Raw genomic sequence first — 22,757 nt, 5'->3', positions numbered from 1 at the left:
TGCTTATTCAATTCCCCTTTTTTTTCTAAATTGTCCATGGAGTGTGCAATGCATTGTGTTCCCCCAATTTTAAGTATCGGGCTGTTATTGGCTAGTGCAAATGTCGTGGCACAAACCAGCGTGAAGGAAGTCGAGAAGTCAAATACAAACTTGGCCGTCGCCAGCAGTGCTGTGCAAATGAAAGCTCGCCCCATAGAAATCGCTGATATGGCCAGTTGGAAAAGTATTGGTACCGCTGTTGTCTCACCAAATGGACAATGGGCGGCATGGCGTTTGGCCGAATCGGAGGGCGACGGAAATGTTGTCGTTAAATCGTTAAATGGAACGCAGGAATATTCTTTTTCGACAGGTCAAGGTGCAGGGCCAATTGAGTTTTCAGCTGATGGTACATGGGTGGGTTTCACTAGTCATTTGAGTAAGAAAGAACAAGATGCGGCTAAGAAGGCAAAGAAGCCTGTTCAAACGAAAATGACCTTGGTTGACTTGCGCAATGGGAAGTCCACGACAATAGAAAAAGTTCGAAAGTTTGCCTTCGCAAATGATCGTGGTGGTTGGTTAGCAATACACAAGTTCGCGCAAGATGCATCGGTTGCGGGAGCGCCATCGAGTGCAGTGCCAGCAAATTCAACGACGAATCCTTCGTCGTCCACGAGCAGTAAAGTAAAGGGCGCAGATCTCATTTTGAAAAATCTTCAATCAGGTAGCTCGCTGAATGTCGGTAATGTTTCGGAATTTGAATTTAGTGATCAAGGAAAATATCTCGCATATTTGATAGACGCGAATGATAGAAGCGGAAATGGCTTAGTGGTTCACGCTCTTGATAGTGGCATCAGTCAAGTTCTTGACGATGGCGACGTAGTCTATGAAAAATTGCTGTGGAATGAAAAAGGAACTGCTTTGACAGTTCTAAAAGGGGTCGAAGATAAACTTTATGCCGACAAATTGTGGAGTGTTCTTGGGTTTCGTTTAAATGGAAAGGATCAATTCACTAAAACCTTGATAGACCCAGCAAATCTCAAGGGTTTTCCTCTCGATATGACGGTATCAGTGGACGCGCAACCGCGTTGGAGTCAAGATTTTTCTTGGATTTCTTTTGGCATTAAAGATGTCAAGAAGAAGCAGAAAGATGAAAAGAAAGAGAATGAAGTTGAGGAAAAAGTGAACTTGGTGTTGTGGCATCATCAAGACAAGCGATTGCCCACTCAACAAAAAGTTCAACAGGAAAGTGATAAGAAACGATCGTCTGCAGCGGTCTATCGTTTGGCTGAAAATCAGTTTGTTCGCATTGGGGACGAAAAATTGAATTCAGTTTCGTTTCCGTTGATGGGAAATTGGGCCTTAGCACAAGACGATAGCGAATATCAACGCCAAGCTAGTATGGATGGGCGTCGTTTCAGCGACGTTTATGCGGTAAGTTTAAAGACTGGAGAGCGTCGCCTTTTGAAGAAGCGTGCCAACTGGACATTTGCGTTGGCGAATGATGGTCGCCACTATCTGCATTACGAAGACGGTCATTTCTTCAGCATTGAAATGGAAACCGGAAAGCAACGCAATTTAACTGAAGGTTTGAATACGAGTTTCGTGAATCTTGAAGATGATCACAATTTGGTGAAACCTCCTGTTTCGCCATTCGGTTGGAGCACCGATAGCCGTTATGTTTTATTGAGCGATGGTTGGGATATCTGGAAGATGCCAGTTGACGGAGGAAAAGCAATTGCAATCACCGAAGACGGGAAGCGTGAACAAGTGAGATATCAACGTCGATTTGTTCTTGACCCCAACGAAAAAGGGATTGATTTGTCAAAACCCCAATATTTTAGTGCGTATGGCGAATGGACCAAGAAAGCCGGACTCTTGCAAATGGATGTGAATGGAAAAGTGAAGCGTCTTGGGTGGGATGCGGTGGCTTATCGGCGCTTGATGAAAGCTGAAAAAGCAGAAGTACTTGTATGGTCGAGAGAGACATCAAATCTCGCGCCCGACCTGTATGTGAGTAATGCTCAGATGTCCAATCCCCGTCGGCTTACCGATCTTCAAAGTCAGGAAAAAAACTACACAATGGGAGGTGCATCCGTCTTAGTGGACTATATCGGGACAGATGGAAAGAAATTACAGGGGGCATTATTTCTTCCTGCGAACTATGAACAAGGAAAGTCTTATCCGACTCTGGTTTATATTTATGAAAAATTGAGCCAAGGTTTAAATAGTTACACCGCGCCGATAGTTGGCGGAGGAGGTTTCAATCGTGCCTATTACACGAGTCATGGATACGCAGTATTTAACCCTGATATCACTTATCGTTTGAATGATCCAGGGGTGAGTGCAAAAGAAAGCGTTTTACCCGCGTTGCAGGCGGCAATTGCGACAGGGATTGTTGATGCAAAGCGTGTCGGTCTGCAAGGACACAGCTGGGGCGGCTACCAAACTGCTTACTTGGTAACACAAACGGATGCTTTTAAGGCCGCGTCTGCCGGTGCAGCATTAACGAATATGATCAGCATGTACAGTTTGGTGTATAAGAATTCGGGCAGTACCAACCAAGCCATTTTTGAAAGTAGCCAGGGGCGTTTTCTCGGAACTTACAATGATCATTGGGAGGCATATGTGAGAAATAGCCCAGTGTTTTTTGCCAAAAATGTGACGACACCGTTGCTGATGTTGCAGAATGATGCCGATGGCGCAGTTGATTACACGCAAGGTGTTGAGTACTTTAATACACTGCGGCGTGCAGGCAAAGACGTCATCATGCTGGAATATCCTGGTGAAAATCACGGATTGGTGAAAAAACCAAATCAAAAAGATTACATGCAACGCATGAAAGAATTTTTCGATCATCACCTAATGGGTAAAGCCGCGCCCGAATGGATGAAGCAGGGCGTAGCTTGGTTGAAAATGGAAGAGCACTTAAAAGAAAGGGCTAGTCTCGTCATCGCTCCAGAGGTAAAGTCCGATAGCAAAGCTGAGACAAAGGTTGAAGGTGCAAATTTAAAGGAAGAAATTAAGCAAAAATAATTGTTCTTTAGAAAGTGTTTTCATAGCAAAAACATCCGAAAAAAGCCATGTTTCTTATCGATAGAGAGGACATGGCTTTTTTATTTATTAAATCTAAATTAATAAGATAGATCGCGTCATTCGCACGTAGTTGGATGCGTCATTGTTGGACATCGCCTACTATTTTTGTGATGATTTCAGTGTGTTCGCCCACAATAGCATTTCCGTTTCAAGAATGGATAAAGGTACAGACCCTAAGCTTAATAATTTATCGTGAAACGCTTTGATTTCAAATTTTTCGCCCAAAATAGCGGCTGTCTTTTCACGCATTTCTCGAATTTTTAGTTCCCCTAGTTTATAGGCCAAAGCTTGTCCAGGCCAAGAGATGTAACGATCAATTTCGGTCGTGATCTCATGTTCGGAAAGTGCTGTGTTGTCGCGCATGAACTGTAATGCTTGATCACGTGACCAAGCTTTTGCATGCATGCCGGTGTCAACGACTAAACGCGACGCTCGCCACATTTCATATACTAATCGTCCGAAGTGGTGGTAAGGTGTCTCGTAATATCCCATTTCTACCCCCAGATGTTCTGCATACAAAGCCCAACCTTCACCAAAGGCAGAAATATAGGCATTTCGTCGAAACTCGGGTTGCTCTGCTTGTTCCCCTGCGAGTGCAATTTGCAAATGATGGCCGGGAACCGCTTCGTGTAAAGTCAAAGCTGGCAATGCCCAAATCGGCCGCTGGTCAAGTAATGACGTATTGACCCAATAGTTTGACGGACGATTCGCGTCACCGCTGCCAGCATAGCGACCTGCGGTGTAAGTGGGTGCAATGTCTGCTGGGACCGCTTGTATTCCATAGGGTTTGCGCGGCAATTTTCCAAAATAGCGGATCAATAGCCCATCAGATTTTTTTGCCCAGTACGAAGCCTCTGCCAGCAATTCATGGGGGGTCTTTGCATAAAATTGTGGGTCTGTTCGGAGAAAATGGAGAAAAGCTTTAAAGTCTCCAGAAAATTTTAAATCACGAATGATCTGCTCCATCTCGTGGCGAATTCGCGTGACTTCAGAAAGCCCAATTGCATGGATATCTTCAGGGCTAGTTTCTAGAGTTGTGTATTCAAAAATCTGTGCCGCATAGAAAGCCTTGCCGTTAGGTAGGTCATATGCTGCGATGGTCTTGCGTGCCTTGGGCATGTATTCGTTACGGATAAACTGTAGCAAATTTTGGTAAGCTGGAATGATTTTATCGACAATGAGCTTGCGCGCGCGCCCCTGTATTTCGGACTGTTGTTGCGAGGGAATGTTATTGGGCAAATGTTTGAATGCTCGATAAAATACGCTTTCATTGATGTCACTCACAATGTGTCGTTCAATACTGGCGTCGCGACCTGTTAATACGACTTGTGGCATCGTCATGCCACGTGCAATACCTAACTTCATTAGGTCGATCTTTTGTTGAAAAGTGTGGGGAATGCTGCTCAGCTGCTTCAAATACCGCTCGCATGCTTTCAAATTAACGCAACGCGTCGCATCTGCTGCGCCTGCTGCGCTTGCCCAGAATTGGCTGTCTGAATTAAATGTTAATAGATGTGCATCCAATTTCGTGGCATCTATACGATTGCGAATTTGGTCCGAAAAAATCTTAAAATTAATCTGCGATTCAGTGGAGAGTTGTTTGATATCGATCTGTTTGAGTTCATCTGAAAAACTCTGCCAAACTTTCAGTCGTCGACGTTCAGCTGTATCGCTGTAATCGGCCTGCGTAATTTCATCTTCATCATCCGCCGCGCGGCGACCCGGAAATTCTTTATTACGGAATGCAGCTTCACGTTGATAGATTGCCTTGAAATTTTTTTCTGCGATATTCGATTGTGTAGAAGATGGGGCAAGCATCGTTTGATCAGTGCCTGAGCCCGGCGTAAGGGCGTTGACAGAGGGTACTCCGAGCATGCTTATCGCAAGCGCAATACCTGTGGACCATTTTGACTTGAAGAACGTTTGTTTGGACTTTTGATGAATTGGTTTGCTGTTATAAGGCATAGGAATCTCCAGATTAAATTTACCAATTGAATATATTGTGAATATACCTGCACTTTGTGACGCTGTTCGGATTATCAAACTGGATTAAAAGTTCCTTGTTGTTGAAATGTGGCAAACAATATGAATCAAGCATATAGTTTAGACAGTCACGATATGAATTGCTAAACTGAAAACTCCACATGAATACGAGAGAGTGTGTCTATGACAACTTTAGCTTCATATACCGCAGATTTTTGGTCGCATGCTGAATTAGGCGCAAATACCATTATCTTCTTAAACCTGACTGGTGCAATGCTATTAGGTTTTGTTGTCGGGTATGAGCGTTCCTATCATGGACGTGCCGCAGGAATGCGTACTTATGGACTTGTATGTATGGCTTCTGCCGCTTTGGTGGTGATCGCTGGTTATCCAGACTTCTGGTTTGGTGCGCGTGCCCTTACCCCTGTCGCACTTGATCCTTCGCGCACCATACAAGGCATAGTCACAGGGATTGGTTTCTTGGGCGCTGGGGTGATTATGAAAGAGGGCTTTAGTATTAGTGGGCTCACCACAGCCGCTTCTCTTTGGGCATCATCCGCGATCGGAATCTTAGTTGGAGTTGGCTTTTATGCGGCAGCCATACTCCTCGCTTTTCTTTCGGCTGCCTGTATGATTTGGGTATTTAAACTCGAAGCTTGGCTACCTGCACGCCAAGCAATTTCAATTGTCATGCAATTTCGAGAGGGCTTTGTGGCAAGCGAGGCTGCCATTCGTCAATTGGCGATGGCGCGTGGATATGAGGTCGCAGGGGGAACTATCATCATCTCCTCAAAAGAAGGTATGTGTGAATGGCGATTTGTCGCGGTAGCCCTTAATAGAAAACTTGCGACGTCAATAAGTCTACTTTCGGAGGAAATGAATAAATTTGAAGGATTGGTGTCATATCAATTGGCGCATGCTAGAAATTAGCTAAATCATTGAATTTATGAAATAAACATCCTAACTTCGACCTAGACATGGATTCGATAAATTAAAAAATTTGATTGTCCTCACAAAAAGCTATTGACAGTTAAATCGAACATCTCCATAATTCGGGGTTCCCTGGGAGGGGTGGCCGAGTGGTTAAAGGCGACAGACTGTAAATCTGTTCTCTCTGAGTACGCTGGTTCGAATCCAGCCCCCTCCACCAGGCAAAATATTTGCAGCTGAAGTAGTCGGATCAGTTTCGTATGCGGGTGTAGCTCAATGGTAGAGCCGAAGCCTTCCAAGCTTAAGACGAGGGTTCGATTCCCTTCACCCGCTCCAAGTTTAAAGTTTTAAAGATGCATGTGGTTTGTGCAGGTGCTGCCCTTGTAGCTCAGTGGTAGAGCACTCCCTTGGTAAGGGAGAGGCCACGTGTTCAATCCACGTCAAGGGCACCAGAGTAGTTTTAATTCATTATCTTCGCATTGTTATTGTCAGGCGTGTGTCTGATAGCTTAAGAAGATCTCTCACAATCGTTAGGAGTCTAAAATGGCAAAAGGTAAGTTCGAACGCACCAAGCCGCACGTTAACGTCGGTACAATTGGTCACGTGGATCACGGTAAAACGACATTGACAGCAGCGATTGCGACAGTATTGTCAGCAAAATTCGGCGGCGAAGCAAAGAAATACGACGAAATCGATGCAGCTCCAGAAGAAAAAGCACGTGGTATTACAATTAATACAGCACACGTAGAATACGAAACAGCAGCGCGTCACTATGCACACGTTGACTGCCCAGGCCATGCTGATTATGTTAAAAACATGATTACTGGTGCTGCTCAGATGGACGGCGCGATCTTGGTTTGCTCCGCAGCAGACGGTCCAATGCCACAAACGCGTGAGCACATCTTGTTGGCTCGTCAAGTTGGTGTTCCATACATCATCGTATTCTTGAACAAATGCGACATGGTTGATGACGCTGAGTTGTTGGAATTGGTTGAAATGGAAGTTCGTGAATTATTGTCTAAATACGAATTCCCAGGCGACGATTTGCCAATCATCCAAGGTTCTGCAAAATTGGCGCTCGAAGGCGACAAAGGTCCATTGGGCGAAGAAGCGATCATGAAATTGGCTGATGCGTTGGATTCTTACATCCCTACACCAGAACGTGCTGTTGACGGCGCATTCTTGTTGCCAGTAGAAGACGTATTCTCTATTTCTGGTCGCGGTACAGTTGTTACTGGTCGTGTTGAGCGCGGCATCATCAAAGTCGGCGAAGAGATCGAAATCGTTGGTATCAAAGACACAGTTAAAACAACGTGTACTGGTGTTGAAATGTTCCGTAAATTGCTCGACCAAGGTCAAGCAGGCGACAACGTAGGTGTATTGTTGCGCGGTACTAAACGTGAAGATATCCAACGTGGTCAAGTTTTGGCGAAACCAGGTTCAATCAAGCCACATAGCCACTTCACAGGCGAGATCTATGTTTTGTCTAAAGATGAAGGTGGTCGTCATACACCATTCTTCAACAACTACCGTCCACAGTTCTACTTCCGTACAACGGACGTAACTGGTTCGATCGAGTTGCCGAAGGATAAAGAAATGGTGATGCCAGGTGATAACGTTTCTATCACAGTTAAGTTGATCAACCCGATTGCGATGGAAGAAGGTCTCCGTTTCGCGATCCGTGAAGGTGGTCGTACTGTTGGTGCTGGTGTTGTTGCTAAAATCATCGAGTAATATCGCAGTTCTCAAGTGAAAAATAGCGATCCGAATGGATCGCTGTTTTTGCTTACCAAGTTCTTAGTTGTAGGGGTGTAGCTCAATTGGCAGAGCGACGGTCTCCAAAACCGTAGGCTGGGGGTTCGATTCCCTCCGCCCCTGCCACCATCAAGGCCAAAAGGCATCGAAAGTAAACATCAGCATGTCTAACCAAACCGTTCAAACTGTTAGTACTTCTAGTGATAAATATAAAATTGTTTTGGCAATTGCTGCTGCAGTTGCTGGGGTGGTGGCATTTTATGTCTTAGCTGGTCAGGCGAAGTATGTGCGTTTAGGTGCTTTGTTCGGTGGCCTTGCATTGGCTCTTGTGTTGGTCTTTATTTCTGAGACTGGCCGCGAGTTGGTGTCGTTTGCTAAAGAATCGATTCGTGAGGCTAAGAAAGTCGTTTGGCCGACGCGCAAAGAGGCGGGTCAGATGACAGCGGTGGTTTTCGGGTTTGTATTGATTATGTCAATCTTCTTGTTCACTACCGACAAAGTTCTTGAATATTTGATTATGAACGTAATTCTTGGGCTTAAATAATGAGCGATCAAACGTCAGAGAAAAATATTGATAGCGCACCAGAGCAAGACTCTGGTGTTTCTGTCCCTAAAAGTGCAAAAAAATGGTACGCAGTTCATGCCTATTCCGGCATGGAGAAGAGCGTTCAGCGCGCTTTGCTGGAACGTATCGAGCGAGCAGAAATGCAAGATATGTTTGGTCAAATTCTTGTGCCAACCGAAGAAGTTATCGAAGTAAAGAATGGCAAAAAGAGTGTTAGTGAACGCCGTTTGTTTCCAAGTTATGTTTTTGTAGAAATGGAAATGACCGATGACACATGGCATTTGGTGAAAAATACAAGCAAAGTGACAGGTTTTATTGGTGGTAAATCAAATAAGCCTGCGCCAATCCCACGCCATGAAATCGAAAAAGTTCTGCAGCAAGTGCAGGATGGTGTTGAAAAACCAAGGCCAAAAGTATTGTATGAAGTGGGTGAAGTAGTGCGTATTAAAGAAGGTCCATTCACTGATTTCAACGGTAATGTCGAAGAAGTTAATTACGCGAAGTCAAAAGTCCGCGTCAATGTAACTATCTTTGGTCGCGCTACTCCAGTTGATCTGGAATTTGCACAAGTCGAAAAAGTATAAGTAGTTATGCAGTAAGCGGGGCTGGCGCCGTATAGAAATATAAATGCTAGTGAAAAAAGCGAGGAGCCTTCTGATTGAAATTTGATTAAAAGGCGCTACCACTCAACCATAGAAGGAGCCATCATGGCAAAGAAAATTATTGGTTTTATCAAGCTGCAAGTGCCAGCTGGTAAAGCAAATCCATCCCCACCAATCGGTCCAGCATTGGGTCAACGTGGTTTGAATATCATGGAATTCTGCAAAGCGTTTAACGCGCAGACTCAGGGTATGGAACCAGGTATGCCAATTCCAGTTGTGATCACAGCATTTGCTGATAAGTCTTTCACATTCGTGATGAAGACCCCGCCAGCAACTTACTTGATCAAAAAAGCAGCTGGCATCACTAAAGGTTCTGCTAAGCCACATACTGACAAAGTCGGTAAGTTGACTCGTAAGCAAGCTGAAGAAATCGCTACAATCAAAAATAAAGATTTGACTGCTGCTGATTTGGATGCTGCTGTTCGTACAATCGCAGGTTCCGCTCGTTCCATGGGCATCACGGTGGAGGGTCTGTAATGGCTAAGTTATCTAAAAAAGCAAAATTGCTGAAAACTAAAGTAGACCGTTTGAAAGTGTACCCATTTGATAATGCTATCGCGTTGATCAAAGAATGTGCTACTGCAAAATTCAACGAATCTATCGACGTTTCTGTTCAGCTCGGTGTTGATCCTAAGAAATCTGACCAAGTTGTTCGTGGCGCAGTTGTGTTGCCAGCCGGTACAGGTAAAACAGTTCGCGTAGCGGTATTCGCACAAGGTGCAAAAGCTGAAGAAGCTAAAGCTGCTGGTGCAGATATCGTTGGTATGGAAGATTTGGCGGAACGCGTTAAAGCAGGCGACATGCCATTTGATGTTGTGATCGCCTCTCCAGATACAATGCGTATCGTTGGTACATTGGGTCAAGTTTTGGGTCCACGCGGTTTGATGCCGAATCCAAAAGTTGGTACTGTAACGCCTGACGTTGCTACAGCAGTTAAAAACGCTAAAGCTGGTCAAGTTCAATACCGTACGGACAAGGCAGGTATCATCCACACAACAATCGGTCGTAAATCTTTCGCTGATGGCGATTTGAAAGCGAACTTGTTGGCCTTGATCGACGCGTTGAACAAAGCTAAACCAGCAACAAGTAAGGGTGTTTATCTACGTAAAGTATCTATCTCATCCACGATGGGTGCAGGCGTACGCGTAGACCACGCTAACTTGTCTGCTTAATTAAGTAGATTTCAAAATTAAGTCCATCTGCTGCAAAGTGGGTGGCGCATCTTTGGGCTGATTGCTTCCGATTTAAGATTGTAAGCAGTCAGAGTGTCAAAGACCGTTGGGCTTTTTAAATTCGTTTAAAAAGTTAATTGTTGAGAAGGAATTCTTGATGCCCAACGCAGATGGTGTACCCGAGCAAGTTTTGTAGTGACCACTGCTAACCCAGTGAAGCTCCTAACTTCGGACGCCGTGTTCGAAACGATATGAGGGAAATGCATCATTGTGGTGTATCGACTGAATATCATTAATGGAGGTTGACCGTGAGTCTCAATCTGAATGACAAAAAGGCTGTCGTCGCTGAAGTCTCTGCAAAAGTAGCAACTGCGCAGACCATCGTCGTAGCTGAATACCGTGGCATCCAGGTCGGTCATTTGACGCAATTGCGTGCGCAAGCACGTGCTCAAGGCGTATACATGCGCGTGTTGAAAAATACACTTGCACGTCGCGCTGTAGAGGGAACTGCGTTTGCAAGCCTGGCTAACGAAATGACAGGTCCGTTGATCTATGCGATCTCGGATGATGCTGTTGCTGCTGCTAAAGTTGTTAATGACTTTGCAAAAGGCAATGATAAGTTGGTCGTTAAAGCTGGTAACTACGCTGGTAAGTCTTTGGACAAAGCTGGTGTTGTTGCGTTGGCAAGCATCCCAAGCCGCGAAGTACTGTTGGCACAATTGTTGGGCATGATGCAGGCACCTGTATCTGGCTTCGCACGTGGCCTCGCAGCTTTGGCAGCGAAAAAAGAAGCAGAAGCTGCTTAATCGCTTATTAGCGTGTAGCTGATGTTTCCGTCAAATACTGAATCGATGTTTTTTAAAAAATTAGGAGTTTCAAATGGCAATTAGTAAAGAAGATATCTTGGAAGCCGTAGGCGCGATGTCCGTAATGGACTTGAACGACTTGGTTAAAGCTTTCGAAGAAAAATTCGGCGTTTCTGCAGCTGCGATGGCAGTTGCTGGTCCAGCTGCTGGCGCAGGTGCTGCTGCTGCTGAAGAGCAAACAGAATTCAACGTAATTCTGGCTGAAGCTGGCGCAAACAAAGTTAGCGTTATTAAAGCAGTTCGCGAAATCACAGGTTTGGGCTTGAAAGAAGCTAAAGACCTCGTTGATGGCGCACCAAAAGCTGTTAAAGAAGCTGTTTCCAAAGCAGATGCTGAAGCTGCTAAGAAGAAATTGGAAGAAGCTGGCGCGAAAGTTGAAGTTAAGTAATTCCGTGCTATACTGGCAGACTTTCGAGTTTGCCTAAGTCAAAGAAAGGAATCTTCTTGCAAGAGAAGGTTCCTCTTTGGCTTCTCTGTCGTTCTTGCGGCAGAATTGTTGGTTCAATGTAAGTTTGTTGAAATTTCCTAAGCCGAATCTCATAAGGTGAGGGCTGAGACTTGAGGTTTCTTGATGGTTTTTCTTGTAGTGTCATTTACGTGGAAAAAAGTTTTGAAATCTGAATTCTCCATCCTTCCTTGCCACTCACGGAGTGTCCATGCACTACTCATTTACTGAGAAGAAGCGCATTCGTAAATCTTTTGCGAAACGCGCTAACGTCCACAACGTTCCGTTCCTGCTGGCGACCCAGCTCGAGTCATATTTGGGCTTTTTGCAAGCCGACAAAGCACCGTCTGCGCGTAAAAATGAGGGCTTGCAGTCAGCCTTCACGTCCATTTTCCCGATCGTGTCGCACAATGGGTTCGCTCGTTTAGAATTTCTTTCCTACGTTTTAGGCGATCCAGCCTTCGACGTCAAGGAATGTCAACTGCGCGGTTTGACTTTTGCTTCGCCATTGCGGGCCAAAGTGCGTTTGGTGATTCTCGATAAAGAATCTCCAACGAAACCTGTTGTCAAAGAGATGAAAGAACAAGAAGTCTACATGGGTGAATTGCCACTCATGACGACGACAGGTTCGTTCGTGATCAACGGTACTGAGCGCGTTATTGTGTCTCAGTTGCACCGTTCGCCTGGCGTGTTCTTCGAACACGATCGCGGCAAGACACATTCTTCAGGGAAGCTGTTGTTCTCGGCTCGCATCATTCCTTACCGTGGTTCATGGTTGGATTTTGAATTCGATCCAAAAGACATTCTGTTCTTCCGTATTGACCGTCGTCGTAAGATGCCGGTCACGATCTTGTTGCGTGCGATCGGCATGACGAACGAACAGATCTTGGCGAACTTCTTCGTATTCGATAACTTCTCATTGCATAGCGATGGCGCAGAAATGGAATTCGTTTCTGAGCGTCTGCGCGGTGAAGTTGCGCGTTTCGATATCTCAGATAAATCTGGTAAGTTGATCGTTGCGAAAGACAAGCGTATCAATTCTAAGCATGTGCGTGAAATTGAATCTGCTGGTATCAAGATGATTTCTGTACCAGAAGACTATTTGCTTGGTCGCGTATTGGCGAAAAATATCGTTGATGCGGATACTGGCGAAGTCGTTGCGAATGCAAATGATGAGTTGACAGAAGAATTGTTGGCGAAATTGCGTGATGCAAAAGTCACTGACATTCAAACTTTGTACACCAATGATCTTGATCAAGGTGCGTACATCTCTCAAACGTTGCGGGCAGATGACACGGCTGACCAAATGGCAGCACGTGTTGCGATCTATCGCATGATGCGTCCTGGCGAACCGCCAACTGAAGATTCTGTAGAAGCCTTGTTTAACGGTTTGTTCTACAACGAAGATCGTTACGATTTGTCCGCAGTCGGTCGTATGAAATTCAATCGCCGTATTGGTCGCGATGAATTGACCGGTGCGATGACTTTGTCTGATGACGATATTTTGTCCGTGATTAAGATCTTGGTTGAGTTGCGCAATGGTCGCGGCGAAGTCGACGATATCGATCACTTGGGTAATCGCCGTGTACGTTGCGTTGGTGAATTGGCTGAGAACCAATTCCGTGCTGGTTTAGTCCGTGTTGAACGTGCTGTTAAAGAGCGTTTGGGTCAAGCCGAGGCTGACAACTTGATGCCGCACGATTTGATCAACTCTAAGCCTATTTCTGCAGCAATCCGTGAGTTCTTCGGTTCTTCACAATTGTCTCAGTTTATGGATCAAACTAACCCATTGTCAGAAATCACGCATAAGCGTCGTATTTCCGCATTAGGACCTGGTGGTTTGACTCGTGAACGTGCTGGCTTCGAGGTACGTGACGTTCATCCAACTCACTACGGTCGTGTATGTCCAATTGAAACACCAGAGGGACCAAACATTGGTTTGATCAACTCTTTGGCTTTGTATGCGCGTTTGAACGAATACGGTTTCTTGGAAACTCCATACCGTAAAGTTATCGACGGCAAGATCACGAATCAGATCGATTACTTGTCCGCGATTGAAGAAGGTCGTTACATCATCGCTCAGGCGAACGCGACGATTGATGCGAATGGTAGTTTGTGCGATGAATTGGTTTCATCTCGTCAAGCTGGCGAAACTATTTTGGTTTCTCCAGAGCGTGTTCAATACATGGACGTTGCTACCGGTCAGGTTGTTTCAGTTGCGGCATCCTTGATTCCATTCCTGGAACACGATGATGCGAACCGTGCGTTGATGGGTGCCAACATGCAACGTCAAGCAGTTCCTTGCTTGCGTCCAGAAAAAGCATTCGTCGGTACAGGTATTGAACGCACTGTAGCGGTCGACTCCGGCACCACAGTACAAGCATTGCGCGGTGGTAAAGTGGATTACATCGATGCGGGCCGTATTGTTATTCGTGTGAATGACGCGGAAGCGCAAGCGGGTGAAGTCGGTGTTGATATCTACAACTTGATCAAGTACACACGTTCGAACCAAAACACGAACATCAACCAACGTCCTATCGTCAAAGTTGGCGATATCGTAGCGAAGGGTGACGTGTTGGCGGATGGTGCATCAACTGACTTGGGCGAATTAGCTCTGGGTCAAAACATGTTGATCGCATTTATGCCATGGAATGGTTATAACTTTGAAGATTCGATTTTGATCTCCGAAAAAGTGGTAGCTGATGATCGCTATACATCGATTCATATCGAAGAGTTGTCTGCAGTTGCACGTGATACGAAGTTGGGTGCAGAAGAGATCACACGTGATATCTCTAACCTCGCTGAAAACCAATTAGCACGTCTGGATGAATCCGGTATCGTCTACATCGGTGCGGAAGTGACAGCGGGCGATACTCTGGTCGGTAAAGTAACACCAAAAGGCGAAACGCAACTGACACCAGAAGAAAAACTCTTGCGTGCGATTTTCGGTGAGAAAGCTTCTGACGTTAAAGATACATCCCTACGCGTGCCTTCTGGCATGGTTGGTACAGTCATCGACGTTCAAGTGTTCACACGTGAAGGTATCCAACGCGACAAACGTGCACAGCAAATTATCGATGATGAATTGAAGCGCTATCGCCTCGATTTGAACGATCAGTTGCGTATTGTGGAAGGCGATGCCTTCGAACGTTTGCAACGTATGTTGGTTGGTAAAGTCGCTAACGGTGGTCCAAATAAATTGGCTAAAGGTGCGACGATTACTAAGGAATACTTAGCAGAGGTTGATAAGTACCACTGGTTCGATATTCGCCCAGCGGACGAAGACGCAGCACGTGCTATCGAAGCGATCAAAGATTCTATCGCTGAAAAACGTCATCAGTTCGATTTAGCGTTTGAAGAAAAGCGTACGAAATTGACGCAAGGTGATGAGTTGCCACCAGGCGTACAAAAAATGGTTAAGGTTTACTTAGCTGTTAAACGTCGTTTGCAACCAGGTGACAAGATGGCGGGTCGACACGGTAACAAGGGTGTCGTTTCACGCATTGTTCCTGTCGAAGATATGCCATACATGGCCGATGGTACACCAGCGGACATCGTGTTGAACCCATTGGGTGTTCCATCACGGATGAACGTGGGTCAGGTTTTGGAAGTTCACTTAGGTTGGGCAGCGAAAGGTCTTGGCTTGCGTATCGGCGAAATGTTGAACGCGAAAGTGAAAGTTGAAGAATTACGTGGTTTCTTGAAGCAAATCTATAACGAGTCTGGTAAGTCTGAAGATATCGATGGTTTGTCCGATGACGAAATCATGGAATTGACGTCCAACCTGAAAAAAGGTGTACCGTTCGCAACCCCAGTGTTTGACGGTGCGCACGAATCTGAAATTCGTCGCATGTTGGATTTGGCTTACCCAGATCCAATCGCGAAACAATTAGGTATGACGCCATCGAAGAATCAAGTGACTTTGTATGACGGTCGCACTGGTGAAGCGTTTGAACGTAATGTAACCGTTGGTTACATGCACGTCTTGAAATTGCATCACTTGGTTGATGACAAGATGCATGCACGTTCGACTGGTCCGTACTCTCTCGTGACACAACAACCATTGGGCGGTAAAGCACAATTCGGTGGTCAGCGTTTCGGTGAGATGGAGGTGTGGGCACTCGAAGCGTACGGCGCGTCTTACGTCTTGCAAGAGATGTTGACTGTGAAGTCCGATGACGTGAATGGTCGTACGAAAGTGTACGAAAATCTCGTTAAAGGTGATCACGTGATCGACGCTGGTATGCCTGAGTCCTTCAACGTTCTCGTTAAAGAGATTCGTTCTTTAGGTATCGATATCGATCTAGAGCGTAGTTGATTGGCACTTGATCTGTCATTAATCAGATTTAAATTAGTAAATTGGTAGTAAACCTTCGCCCGAATTCATTTCGGGCGTTGGTCATTCAGATGGACTAACATTTTTTGTGTTTTTTGTTCCCGGTATTTTGCGGAACTTGGTTCGATCAAGAAGTCGAACAGGCTCTCCCGCTAATGCGAACAGGGTTAAACTTAAAGCAGATCAAATGCGTTCCATAAGCACAAGCGATTCAACACTTCACTGGAGTGCAATACATGAAAGCCCTGCTCGATCTATTCAAGCAAGTTCAGCCCAATGAACAATTCGACGCGATCAAAATTGGTCTCGCGTCTCCAGAAAAAATCCGTTCATGGTCCTATGGCGAAGTTAAAAAGCCAGAAACAATCAACTACCGTACGTTCAAGCCAGAACGTGATGGTTTGTTCTGCGCGAAGATTTTTGGCCCAATTAAAGATTACGAATGCTTGTGCGGTAAGTACAAACGTTTGAAACATCGCGGTGTGATCTGCGAAAAGTGCGGCGTTGAAGTCACTTTGGCGAAAGTGCGTCGTGAACGCATGGGCCACATCGAGTTGGCTTCCCCAACAGCACATATCTGGTTCTTGAAATCCTTGCCATCCCGTTTGGGCATGGTGCTCGACATGACTTTGCGCGATATCGAACGCGTTTTGTATTTTGAAGCATATGTTGTGACTGATCCGGGCATGACTCCGCTGAAAAAATGCCAAATCATGTCTGAAGATGATTACGCTGCGAAGTACGAAGAATACGGTGACGAATTCACCGCGTTCATGGGTGCCGAAGGTATCCGTGAATTGTTGCGTTCTATCGACATCGATCGTGATGCAGAAACTTTGCGCACTGAACTCAAAGAATCCAAATCTGAAGCGAAGATCAAGAAGTATTCTAAGCGTTTGAAAGTATTGGAAGCCTTCCAACGTTCTGGTATCAAGCCAGACTGGATGATCATGGAAGTGTTGCCAGTATTGCCGCCAGAATTGCGTCCATTGGTACCTTTGGATGGTGGCCGTTTCGCGACTTCTGATTTGAACGATTTGTATCGTCGCGTCATTAACCGTAATAACCGTTTGAAGCGCTTGATGGAATTGCGCGCTCCGGAAATCATCACGCGCAATGAAAAGCGTATGTTGCAAGAAGCGGTTGACTCCTTGTTAGACAATGGTCGTCGCGGTAAAGCAATGACAGGTGCAAACAAACGTCCTTTGAAATCTTTGGCAGAAATGATCAAAGGTAAGGGCGGTCGTTTCCGTCAAAACTTGTTGGGTAAACGCGTTGACTACTCTGGTCGTTCCGTTATCGTGGTTGGTCCACAACTGAAATTGCACCAATGCGGTTTGCCAAAGTTGATGGCCTTGGAATTGTTCAAACCATTTATTTTCAATAAATTGGAATTGATGGGCTTGGCAACAACGATCAAAGCAGCGAAGAAACTTGTTGAAATTCAAGAGCCAGTCGTTTGGGATATCTTGGAAGAAGTGATTCGCGAACATCCGATCATGTTGAACCGTGCGCCAACTTTGCACCGTTTAGGTATTCAAGCGTTCGAACCAGTCTTGATCGAAGGTAAAGCGATCCAATTGCACCCACTCGTCTGCGCGGCATTCAATGCTGACTTCGACGGTGACCAAATGGCGGTTCACGTTCCTTTGTCTATCGAAGCGCAAATGGAAGCACGCACATTGATGCTCGCTTCTAACAATATTTTGTTCCCATCCAATGGTGAACCATCGATTGTGCCTTCTCAGGATATCGTGTTGGGTCTCTACTATGCATCACGCGAAGCCATCAATGGTAAGGGTGAGGGCATGATGTTCCCAGACGTATCGGAAGCGATTCGTGCTTGGGATAACAAAGAAGTGGAATTGGCGACACGTATCACAGTACGTATTACTGAATATCCAAAAGATAAAGCGACTGGTGAATTCGTTAAAACAGTTAAGCGTTACGAAACGACAGTGGGTCGTGCGATCCTGTCTGAGATCTTGCCAAAAGGCTTGCCATTCTCAGTTTTAAATCGTCCTTTGAAGAAAAAAGAAATTTCCAAATTGATCGATACATCCTTCCGTAAGTGCGGTTTGCGCGCGACGGTGGTGTTTGCGGATCAATTGATGCAGTCTGGCTTCCGCTTGGCGACACGTGCTGGTATTTCTATCTGTATCGACGACATGTTGGTACCACCACAAAAAGTCACTTTGTTGGCGGCTGCTGAGCACGAAGTGAAACAAATCGAACAGCAATATGCATCCGGTTTGGTGACAGCAGGCGAACGTTACAATAAAGTGGTCGACATCTGGGGTAAAACAGGTGACGAAGTCGGCAAGGCGATGATGGAACAGCTCAAAGTTGAACCAGTAACACGTCGTGACGGCACACAAGGTACACAAGAATCATTCAACGCGATTTACATGATGGCTGACTCCGGTGCGCGTGGTTCTGCAGCACAGATTCGTCAGTTGGCAGGTATGCGTGGTCTGATGGCGAAACCAGACGGCTCGATTATTGAAACACCGATTACTGCGAACTTCCGCGAAGGTTTGAACGTTCTCCAGTACTTTATTTCTACGCACGGTGCACGTAAAGGTCTGGCAGATACGGCGTTGAAGACAGCGAACTCCGGTTACTTGACACGTCGTTTGGTTGACGTTACGCAAGATCTGGTTGTGATCGAAGACGATTGCGGCACATCCAACGGTTCTTCAATGAAGGCGATCGTTGAAGGTGGTGAAGTGAACGTACCTTTGCGCGATTTGATCTTGGGTCGTGTTGCTGCAAATGATATCGTGAATCCAGAAACGCAAGAAACACTGTACGCTGCTGGCACCTTGCTCGACGAATTCATGGTCGAGGAAATCGAAGCCTTGGGCATCGACGAAGTGAAAGTACGTACGCCATTGACATGTGACACACGCTACGGTTTGTGCGCAATGTGCTACGGTCGTGATTTGGGTCGTGGTAACTTGGTGAATGCAGGTGAGTCTGTCGGTGTTATCGCTGCGCAGTCCATCGGTGAACCAGGTACACAGTTGACGATGCGTACGTTCCACATTGGTGGTGCGGCTTCTCGTGCAGCGATTGCTTCTTCTGTTGAAGCAAAATCTAACGGTACAATTCGTTTCACAGCGACGATGCGTTATGTTACCAATGGTAAAGGCGATCAAATCGTGATTTCCCGTTCTGGTGAAGTCTTGATCACGGATGATCACGGTCGTGAACGTGAACGTCATAAAGTACCTTACGGTGCAACCTTGATCGTAAAAGACGGCATGACGATCAAAGCAGGTACAGATTTGGCGACTTGGGATCCATTGACTCGTCCGATCATTACTGAATACACCGGTCAAGTGAAGTTTGAAAACGTCGAAGAAGGCGTGACGGTTGCTAAGCAGGTTGATGATGTGACTGGTTTGTCCACATTGGTTGTTATCGATGCGAAACGTCGTGGTTCTGCTGGTGGTAAGAGCTTGCGTCCACAAGTTAAATTGTTGAACGAAGCTGGTGAAGAAGTGAAAATTTCTGGCACTGAGCACGCGGTAACGATTGGTTTCCAAGTTGGTGCTTTGATTACAGTGAAAGACGGTCAACAAGTTCACGTTGGTGAAGTATTGGCGCGTATCCCAACTGAATCACAAAAAACCCGTGATATTACCGGTGGTCTCCCACGTGTTGCGGAATTGTTCGAAGCGCGTTCACCAAAAGACGCTGGTATGTTGGCAGAAGTGACTGGTACGGTTGCGTTTGGTAAAGAAACCAAAGGTAAGCAACGTCTGGAAATCACCGACATGGATGGTCAGAAACACGAGTTCTTGATCACCAAAGATAAACAAGTCTTGGTCCATGACGGTCAAGTTGTGAACAAAGGTGAGATGATTGTTGACGGCCCAGCTGATCCACAAGACATCTTGCGCTTGTTGGGTATCGAAGCCTTGGCACGTTACATCGTTGACGAAGTTCAAGACGTTTATCGCTTACAAGGCGTTAAGATCAATGATAAGCACATTGAAGTGATCGTACGTCAAATGTTGCGTCGTGTTGTGGTTGTGAATCCAGGTGATACTAACTACATCGTTGGTGAACAAGTTGAACGTTCTGACTTGTTGGGCGAAAACGATCGCGTAACAGCGGCGAATGGTATTCCAGCAACTTACGAAAATATCTTGTTAGGTATTACCAAAGCGTCCTTGTCGACAGATTCTTTCATCTCTGCCGCTTCCTTCCAAGAGACCACACGTGTTCTCACAGAAGCAGCGATCATGGGCAAGAAAGATACACTGCGCGGCTTGAAAGAAAACGTCATTGTTGGTCGTTTGATTCCAGCTGGTACAGGTCTCGCATACCACCGCGCTCGCAAGATGAAAGAATCTTGGGAAGCCGATGAACGTGCAGCCTTGTTAGCAGCAGAGAAAGAAATTTTTGCTCCGGCTCCAGAAGTAGCAGCGTCAGATGCTACTCCAGGTGAGATCTGAATCGCTCATTAAAGCGATCAAGTAGCTTGATAGAATGAGAACGGCACCGTAGTTAAGCTACGGTGCCGTTTTTATTTGTGATAGACAGTATTAAATTGTTGAATGTAGTACATATAACTTGAGAAAAAATGTCGTTAGATATTTCCTTAATTGAAAACGCCTTACATCAATTGACGGCAGCCGCTTATCCAAGCCCAATAGCGATTGAAGTTGTGGATGAGACAGGATCAACCAATGCTGATTTAATGGCTCGTGTGAAGCAGCTCAATTTACCCACGGTGTTGATTGCACGTCATCAAACTGCAGGGAAGGGGCGTGCTGGGAGAAATTGGCATTCGCAAGCGGATGCTACATTGACATTCTCAATCGCTTGGCCATTCGACTGCTCTATGCAAAGATTGTCTGGTTTATCGCTCGCAGTTGGTGTGGTGATAGCTGAGCGACTGCGCCAATTGGGCGCGCCAGTTAGTTTAAAGTGGCCGAATGATCTTTTAAAAGAAGGAAAGAAACTTGGTGGTGTCCTGATTGAAACCCAGGTTGGATTAAATCTAACCAATTGGGCTGTAATTGGAATCGGACTGAATTTACGTGCATCAAGTGCACTTGAAAATGAAATTGGACAGGCCGTCGCAGATCTTCCATGGTTGGCCCAAATGAATCCCAACGATCTTTTAGCGGAACTTCTGCAAGCGCTGCAAAGTATGTTGACGGAATTTAATGTGCTAGGATTTCGACCCTTCCATGATCGCTGGAATCAATTGCATGCCTATGCTCAACAAACGGTATCTATTCTTGATCGCGGTATAGTAAAGCAGCAAGGCATCGCAATGGGCGTCGATGAAGATGGCTGTATGTTGCTACGAACCAGCGCAGGGATCCAGAGAATACATACAGGTGATGTGTCTTTGCGTGCATTGGAATAGAATGTCTACTTTGCAATGAAATAGCGACTATCTATGTCGATGTCCGAAAATTCATCTGTTCTGCTGTTGATCGACGTAGGAAATACACGTCTTAAATGGGCGACTGTGCTTGAACAGACTGTGGCCGTTTCACCGGTTTGGCTCGCTAGCGGCACCCTGCCGCATAGTGATCTTGCGCAATTGAATCCCATCATTCAAGAGTTGCCGATACGTCGCTGTGTGGTGTCAAACGTGGCCGGAGAAAAACTACAGCAGCAGTTAGAACAAATATTGCTGAAATCCCATCCAACAATGGCCATACGTCGTTTTGTGTCATCGGAACATTGTGCTGGATTGACTAATCTTTACACTCAGCCGAGTCGACTAGGGTCTGACCGATTTGCTGCTGCGATTGGTGCCCACGCGACTGTTCCAAAGGAAGCACTCATTGTTGCAACTTGTGGTACCGCGACGACGATTGATGCAGTGACTCCCAATGGGACATTTCTTGGCGGCTTGATCCTGCCAGGGCTGCAATTAATGGCCTCATCACTGGCACTCAGCACCGCGCAACTCCCCCATATTCCAGCTGACTCAGGTTTGCAATCCTTATTTGGAAAAAATACCGAACAGGCAATAATAAGTGGATGCATCCATGCGCAAATCGGTGCCATCCTTTGTGCAGTGAACGAATTAGAAAAAAGTAATGGTCCGACTGTACAATTGATTATTTCAGGTGGGGCGGCAGCGTACATTTTGCCGGAGTTGCGGAAACATGCGGGAATTACTTGGCAGCATATCGAAAATTTGGTCATGCGAGGCCTTTATTTTTTCGCTCATTCTGAAAACTGTTGATGGACATTTCCCACATTTCTAAATCGATGCCTGATAGAACGTAAAAGAGAGCGTATGTTGAGATTTTTCTTTTGGATTTTCCTGATTATCAATGGCCTTTTGCTTGCCTTAAATTTGGGCTATCTCGGTAAATGGTCTGACGATGAGCGCGAGCCATCACGTATGAAGCTCGAAAAAAATGCCGACAAAATCAAGTTGCTCAGCGCGAACGCGGCACAAGATTTGATTGAAGCGCATGGCAAACAGGCGGAAGTCAAACTCAGCTGCGTAGAGTTGTCTGGTTTTAGTGCTGCCGATGCAAAAGCATTTGACGAAAAATTGAAAACGCTTGAGTTGGCGACCCGCTTAACTCGAACCGAGCTATCTGAAGTTGCGAATAATATGGTTTATTTGCCGTCTTTAGGCAGTAAAGATGCCGCAGAAAAAAAAGCTGCACAACTACGTAAATTGGGTATCGCTGAGTTCTATATCGTTCAGGATCAAAGCCCAATGCGGTGGGGCATCTCATTAGGGGTATTTAAAACGCCAGAGGCAGCAAAAGCCCATTTAGCCAACTTGGCAAAAAAAGGTTTGAAGGAGGCAAAATTGGCACCTCGTACGGTAAGCTCGGCTAAAGTACATTATCGCGTACAGGAATTGAGCAGCGATGAGCGTCAAATTTTGGAACAGTTGAAATCCAATTTTGCGAGTACCACGCTGCAAGAATGTAAAGCGAAGTCCGACTAGAGCTACAATCAATGGCGCCACA

General features: G+C 45.7%; 15 protein-coding genes and 4 tRNA genes. 18 read left to right on the top strand and 1 reads right to left on the bottom strand.

Translation table 11 applies throughout. The features are described from left to right. Window positions 1-48: 48 nt before the first annotated feature. Window positions 49-3,012, top strand: a complete 2,964-nt coding sequence (locus KDM90_RS07220; protein WP_212674897.1) for a S9 family peptidase — start codon at window positions 49-51, stop codon at window positions 3,010-3,012. 159 nt (window positions 3,013-3,171) lie between these two features. On the opposite strand, the gene KDM90_RS07215 is transcribed toward KDM90_RS07220, so the two are convergent. After that, window positions 3,172-5,037 carry a DUF885 domain-containing protein gene (locus tag KDM90_RS07215; protein ID WP_212674896.1) on the bottom strand — a complete coding sequence of 622 codons (1,866 nt, stop codon included), beginning with the start codon at window positions 5,035-5,037 and terminating at the stop codon, window positions 3,172-3,174. Window positions 5,038-5,238: 201 nt separating this feature from the next. Here KDM90_RS07215 and KDM90_RS07210 point away from each other — a divergent pair, with 201 nt between their 5' ends. The 17 genes from KDM90_RS07210 (at window position 5,239) to KDM90_RS07130 (ending at window position 22,735) form a co-directional block, all read left to right on the top strand. Next, on the top strand, window positions 5,239-5,985 hold the full coding sequence (locus KDM90_RS07210) for an MgtC/SapB family protein (protein ID WP_212674895.1): 747 nt from the start codon (window positions 5,239-5,241) through the stop codon (window positions 5,983-5,985). Between the two features lie 135 nt (window positions 5,986-6,120). Beyond that, window positions 6,121-6,205 (top strand) — tRNA-Tyr (locus KDM90_RS07205). Between the two features lie 42 nt (window positions 6,206-6,247). Next, window positions 6,248-6,321, top strand: a tRNA-Gly gene (locus KDM90_RS07200). A 41-nt stretch (window positions 6,322-6,362) separates the two neighbouring features. After that, a tRNA-Thr gene (locus KDM90_RS07195) sits at window positions 6,363-6,437 on the top strand. Between the two features lie 91 nt (window positions 6,438-6,528). After that, entirely contained in the window at window positions 6,529-7,719 is a 1,191-nt protein-coding gene (gene tuf / locus KDM90_RS07190; RefSeq protein WP_212674894.1) for an elongation factor Tu, read from the top strand. Between the two features lie 71 nt (window positions 7,720-7,790). Continuing rightward, window positions 7,791-7,866, top strand: a tRNA-Trp gene (locus tag KDM90_RS07185). A 37-nt stretch (window positions 7,867-7,903) separates the two neighbouring features. Continuing rightward, window positions 7,904-8,284 carry a preprotein translocase subunit SecE gene (secE, locus tag KDM90_RS07180; RefSeq protein ID WP_212674893.1) on the top strand — a complete coding sequence of 127 codons (381 nt, stop codon included), beginning with the start codon at window positions 7,904-7,906 and terminating at the stop codon, window positions 8,282-8,284. Continuing rightward, on the top strand, window positions 8,284-8,889 hold the full coding sequence (gene nusG, locus KDM90_RS07175) for a transcription termination/antitermination protein NusG (RefSeq protein WP_212674892.1): 606 nt from the start codon (window positions 8,284-8,286) through the stop codon (window positions 8,887-8,889). The genes secE and nusG overlap by 1 nt, the downstream gene beginning before the upstream one ends. Before the next feature lie 123 nt (window positions 8,890-9,012). Then, a complete protein-coding gene (gene rplK, locus KDM90_RS07170) occupies window positions 9,013-9,444 on the top strand; it encodes a 50S ribosomal protein L11 (RefSeq protein ID WP_212674891.1) in 432 nt (143 codons plus the stop codon). Then, complete coding sequence (gene rplA, locus KDM90_RS07165) at window positions 9,444-10,139, top strand: 50S ribosomal protein L1 (protein WP_212674890.1); 696 nt, start codon at window positions 9,444-9,446, stop codon at window positions 10,137-10,139. The genes rplK and rplA overlap by 1 nt, the downstream gene beginning before the upstream one ends. 308 nt (window positions 10,140-10,447) lie before the next feature. Continuing rightward, entirely contained in the window at window positions 10,448-10,945 is a 498-nt protein-coding gene (gene rplJ, locus KDM90_RS07160) for a 50S ribosomal protein L10 (RefSeq protein ID WP_189347197.1), read from the top strand. A gap of 73 nt (window positions 10,946-11,018) precedes the next feature. Next, complete coding sequence (gene rplL / locus KDM90_RS07155) at window positions 11,019-11,393, top strand: 50S ribosomal protein L7/L12 (protein ID WP_212674889.1); 375 nt, start codon at window positions 11,019-11,021, stop codon at window positions 11,391-11,393. 268 nt (window positions 11,394-11,661) lie between these two features. Beyond that, window positions 11,662-15,768, top strand: coding sequence for a DNA-directed RNA polymerase subunit beta (rpoB, locus tag KDM90_RS07150; protein WP_212674888.1), 4,107 nt, complete (start codon window positions 11,662-11,664; stop codon window positions 15,766-15,768). A 254-nt stretch (window positions 15,769-16,022) separates the two neighbouring features. After that, the gene (gene rpoC / locus KDM90_RS07145) at window positions 16,023-20,252 is read left to right on the top strand and encodes a DNA-directed RNA polymerase subunit beta' (protein ID WP_212674887.1); all 4,230 of its coding nucleotides are present in this window, start codon (window positions 16,023-16,025) and stop codon (window positions 20,250-20,252) included. A gap of 128 nt (window positions 20,253-20,380) precedes the next feature. After that, window positions 20,381-21,175, top strand: a complete 795-nt coding sequence (locus tag KDM90_RS07140) for a biotin--[acetyl-CoA-carboxylase] ligase (protein WP_212674886.1) — start codon at window positions 20,381-20,383, stop codon at window positions 21,173-21,175. Between the two features lie 33 nt (window positions 21,176-21,208). Next, window positions 21,209-22,009, top strand: a complete 801-nt coding sequence (locus KDM90_RS07135; RefSeq protein ID WP_230409657.1) for a type III pantothenate kinase — start codon at window positions 21,209-21,211, stop codon at window positions 22,007-22,009. A gap of 54 nt (window positions 22,010-22,063) precedes the next feature. Next, complete coding sequence (locus KDM90_RS07130) at window positions 22,064-22,735, top strand: SPOR domain-containing protein (protein ID WP_212674885.1); 672 nt, start codon at window positions 22,064-22,066, stop codon at window positions 22,733-22,735. Window positions 22,736-22,757: the final 22 nt, after the last annotated feature.

Source organism: Affinundibacterium fentianense, from assembly GCF_018139545.1.
Lineage (GTDB): Bacteria > Pseudomonadota > Gammaproteobacteria > Burkholderiales > Burkholderiaceae_D > Undibacterium > Undibacterium fentianense.
The sequence above is the reverse complement of the archived record's forward strand: the minus strand, read 5'-3'. Positions and strand labels throughout refer to the sequence as shown.